Annotated in this window: 5 protein-coding genes; 2 read left to right on the forward strand and 3 right to left on the reverse strand. The window is 74.9% G+C overall.

Annotated elements, in window-relative coordinates; translation table 11 throughout:
* Both ACTUAL_RS17415 and ACTUAL_RS17420 read left to right on the forward strand, forming a co-directional pair.
* On the forward strand, positions 1 to 475 hold a 475-nt coding region (locus tag ACTUAL_RS17415), incomplete at its 5' end, for a DUF2867 domain-containing protein (protein ID WP_440901013.1).
* Positions 476 to 621: 146 nt separating this feature from the next.
* Entirely contained in the window at positions 622 to 1,056 is a 435-nt protein-coding gene (locus ACTUAL_RS17420) for a hypothetical protein (protein ID WP_440901014.1), read from the forward strand.
* Positions 1,057 to 1,086: 30 nt separating this feature from the next.
* Here ACTUAL_RS17420 and ACTUAL_RS17425 read toward each other — a convergent pair whose 3' ends face one another.
* The 3 genes from ACTUAL_RS17425 to ACTUAL_RS17435 all read right to left on the reverse strand — a co-directional run.
* The gene (locus tag ACTUAL_RS17425) at positions 1,087 to 2,295 is read right to left on the reverse strand and encodes an acyl-CoA dehydrogenase family protein (protein ID WP_440901015.1); all 1,209 of its coding nucleotides are present in this window, start codon (positions 2,293 to 2,295) and stop codon (positions 1,087 to 1,089) included.
* Entirely contained in the window at positions 2,295 to 3,329 is a 1,035-nt protein-coding gene (locus ACTUAL_RS17430; protein ID WP_440901016.1) for a phosphotransferase family protein, read from the reverse strand. The genes ACTUAL_RS17425 and ACTUAL_RS17430 overlap by 1 nt, the downstream gene beginning before the upstream one ends.
* Positions 3,326 to 3,635 (reverse strand): HAD-IA family hydrolase (locus tag ACTUAL_RS17435; RefSeq protein WP_440901017.1); only part of this gene is annotated, 310 nt, incomplete at its 5' end. The genes ACTUAL_RS17435 and ACTUAL_RS17430, both read right to left, overlap by 4 nt.

Genomic DNA, 3,635 nt, shown 5'->3' on the forward strand with positions numbered 1-3,635 from the left:
CTCCGGCGGCGCAGGCCCCGACGACTTCCCGGCGGTGCTGGCCGCGCTGCTGGAGGCGACCGAGCGCTCCGACGACAGCGGCCTGCTGCTCACCGTCCGCGAGCGCCTGGGCGCCGTCCTCGGCTGGGACCGCCCCGAGCACGGCCCAGGCGCGCGCGTGCGCCCCCTGTCCGACCGCCTGCCCCCGGACCTGGCCGCGACCGCCGCCGGTCGGATGTTCGGCCCGTTCACCGGGGTCTACGCGCTGCCCGACGAGGCCGTGGCCGAACTGGCGGACAAGACCGTCCACGGCCTGGTCCACCGGGGCTGGACCCCCGGCGACGACGGCCACGAACTGCGGATGACCGTCCTGGTCAAGCCCAACGGCCGCCTGGGCCGCGCCTACCTGTCCCTGATCGGCCCGTTCCGCCACGCGGTGGTCTACCCGGCCCTGACCCGCCGCTGGGAGCGCGCCTGGCGCGAGCGCTCCCGCTGACCGAAGCGGACACCGCCGAAACGGCCGTTCTGCGGTTTTCCTCCCGCCTTCCAGGAGCACAGTGGGGGCGTAGGCGGGGAGGCGGCAGTGGAGCGCGCCCCCGCTCCTCACCCGAGGGTCCCGGACCGGGCGCGGCGAGCAGGCCCGTGAAGAACAAGCCCCGCGTGCGGGCCTGCCGGGCGTACCGGGTGTGCCACCAGTCCCTCGGCCCCCGGGAGGTGGCGAAGGGGCGCGGTGAGCACCAGTCCTGCCAGCAGGCCTCCTGCCGGGATCGCCACCGCTCCACGTCCTGGTACAACCTGGCCGACGGGCGTTGCCCCGCCTGCGCGCGGCAGGTGCTGGACAGGGCGGCCCGCACCCGGTCCCGGCGTCGCGCCCCAGGGCAGTCACCCCGCTCCTCTGGCGGCCACTGGGACAGCGGCCGGTGCCCGATGTGCGGCAACCACGGCGCCCACCAGTGCGGCACCGAGTGGCGGCTCGCGAACGGCGCGGTCGGCGAGCGTCCGCGCAGGCGTGCGAAGCGCGCGGGCAAGAGCAGCAGCGTCCACACCGTCTCCGGTGGCCTGCCCCACCCTCGGTAAAGGGGCGCGCTGACCGCACCCGCCCACCCCTCACGCGTACCGCTTCAACTCCCGCTTCGCCAACGACACCCGGTGCACCTCGTCCGGCCCGTCCGCCAGCCGCAGCGTGCGCGCCGACGCCCACAGCTCGGCCAGCGGGTGGTCCTGGCTCACCCCGGCCGCCCCGTGCGCCTGGATCGCCTTGTCCAGCACCCACTCCGCCATCAGCGGCACCGCGATCTTGATCGCCTGGATCTCCGTGTGCGCGCCCTTGTTGCCCACCGTGTCCATCAGCCACGCCGTCTTGAGCACCAGCAGCCGCGCCTGCTCGATGCGCACCCGCGACTCCGCGATCCACTCCCGCACCACGCCCTGCTCCGCCAGCGGCCGACCGAACGCCACCCGCTCCAGCGCGCGCCTGCACATCAGCTCCAGCGCCCGCTCCGCCATCCCGATCAACCTCATGCAGTGGTGCACCCGCCCCGGCCCCAGCCTGGCCTGGGCGATCGCGAACCCCTCGCCCTCCCCGCCGATCAGGTTCGACGCGGGCACCCGCACGCCCTCGAACACCACCTCGGCGTGCCCGCCGTGCGAGGCGTCGTCGTAGCCGAACACCCGCATCCCGCGCTCCACCCGCACCCCCGGCGTCCCACGCGGCACCAGGATCATCGACTGCTGCCGGTGCCGCTCCGCGCCCGGATCGGTCTTGCCCATCACGATGAAGACCGCGCACTCGGGGTTCATCGCCCCCGACGACCACCACTTGCGCCCGTCGACCACGTACTCGTCGCCCTCGCGCCGGATGCGCGTGGCGATGTTCGTCGCGTCCGAGGACGCCACCTCCGGCTCGGTCATGCAGAACGCCGACCGGATGCGCCCGTCCAGCAGTGGCCGCAGCCACTCCCGCTGCTGCGCGGCGCTGCCGAACATCGCCAGCACCTCCATGTTCCCGGTGTCCGGCGCCGCGCAGTTGAGCGCCTCCGGCGCCAGGTGCGGGCTGCGGCCGGTGATCTCCGCCAGCGGCGCGTACTGCAGGTTCGTCAGCCCCGCCCCGTGCTCCCGGTCCGGCAGGAACAGGTTCCACAGCCCGCGCCGCCGCGCCTCGGCCTTGAGCTCCTCGATCACCTTCGGCTTGACCCACGGGTCCGCCTCGGCCAGCTGCCGCGCCAGCACCGGCTCCGCGGGCAGCACGAAGTCCTCCATGAACTCCAGCAGCTCCCGCCGCAACTGCTCGGTGGTGGCGTCGTGGGCGAAGTCCATCAGCTCTGCTCTCCCGCTCTCCCAGGGCGCCCGGCGCCCGCCTCGGCCAGTCCCCGCCGCACCAGCGGTGCCGTCAGCTCCCCGATCCGGTCGAACCCGGCCCCCACCGTCTGCCCGCCCCGGTACCGGTAGTGGATGCCCTCCACGATCACCGCGAGCTTGAAGCACCCGAACGCCGTGTACCAGCCCAGCCCGGACACGTCCGCGCCGCTGCGCTCGGCGTACCGGGCCACCATCTCCCCGGTGGAGGCGAACCCCGGCAGCCCGAGCACCGTCCCGGTGATCGGGTCGTCGGCCAGCCCCAGCCCGCCCCAGTACACGCACATCAGCCCCAGGTCGGCCAGCGGGTCGCCGAGGGTGGCCATCTCCCAGTCCAGCACCGCGCTCACCCCGCCCGGCGGGTCCTCGGTGACCAGCACGTTGTCCAGCCGGTAGTCCCCGTGCACCACCGACGCCCGCCGCGACACCGGCACCGTCTCCGCCAGCACCCGCCGCAACCGGTCCACGCCGGGGACGTCCCGGCTGCGCGAGGCCTCCAGCTGCCTGCCCCACCGGTCCACCTGCCGCGCCAGGAACCCCTCCGGCCGCCCGAAGTCGCCCAGCCCCACCTCGCCGGGGTCCACGGCGTGCAGCTCGACCAGGACGTCCACCAGCCGGTGCGACAGGGCGGTGGCGTGCTCGGGGGTCAGCCACGGGCACTGCTCGCGGTGGCGCAGCGCCTGCCCCGGAGCCTCGCGCATCAGGTAGAACGGCGCACCGATCACCTCGGGGTCCTCGCACAGCAGCAGCGCCTCGGGCACCGGCACGGCGGTGCCCGCCAGCGCGCTGATCACCCGGTGCTCGCGCGCCATGTCGTGCGCGGTGGCCAGCACGTGCCCCAGCGGCGGGCGCCGCAGCACCCACCGCTCGCGGCCGTCGCCCACCCGGTAGGTCAGGTTCGAGCGGCCACCGGGGATCAGCTCGCCGGTCAGCGGGCCGCTGCCCAGGTGGATCGACAGGCGCTCCAGGTCCAGGCCGGGCAACTCGGTGCTCACAGCGCTCCTCCGAGCAGGCTCTCCAGGACGCGGCGGGTCTCGTCCGCGCTCGTGTGGCGGTGGGCGAGCAGACCGGCGGCGCGGGCGCCCTCGACGTTGCCGGGCATGTCGTCGAAGAACGCGCACCGGGACGCGGGCGCGCCCACCCGCTCGACGGCGTGCGCGAAGATCGCCGGGTCGGGCTTGCGCAGCCCGATCCGGCCGCTGACCACCACCACGTCGAACAGCTCCAGCAGCAGCTCCTCCGGGTAGCCCTCGCCCCAGCTGTTGGACAGCAGCGCCGTGGTCAGCCCGGCCGCGCGCGCC

It is taken from the genome of Actinosynnema sp., assembly GCF_052038725.1.

Excerpts from the sequence above, each read along its gene's own strand:
- ACTUAL_RS17425 (WP_440901015.1), bottom strand. The coding sequence starts at position 2,295 with ATGGACTTCGCCCACGACGCCACCACCGAGCAGTTGCGGCGGGAGCTG.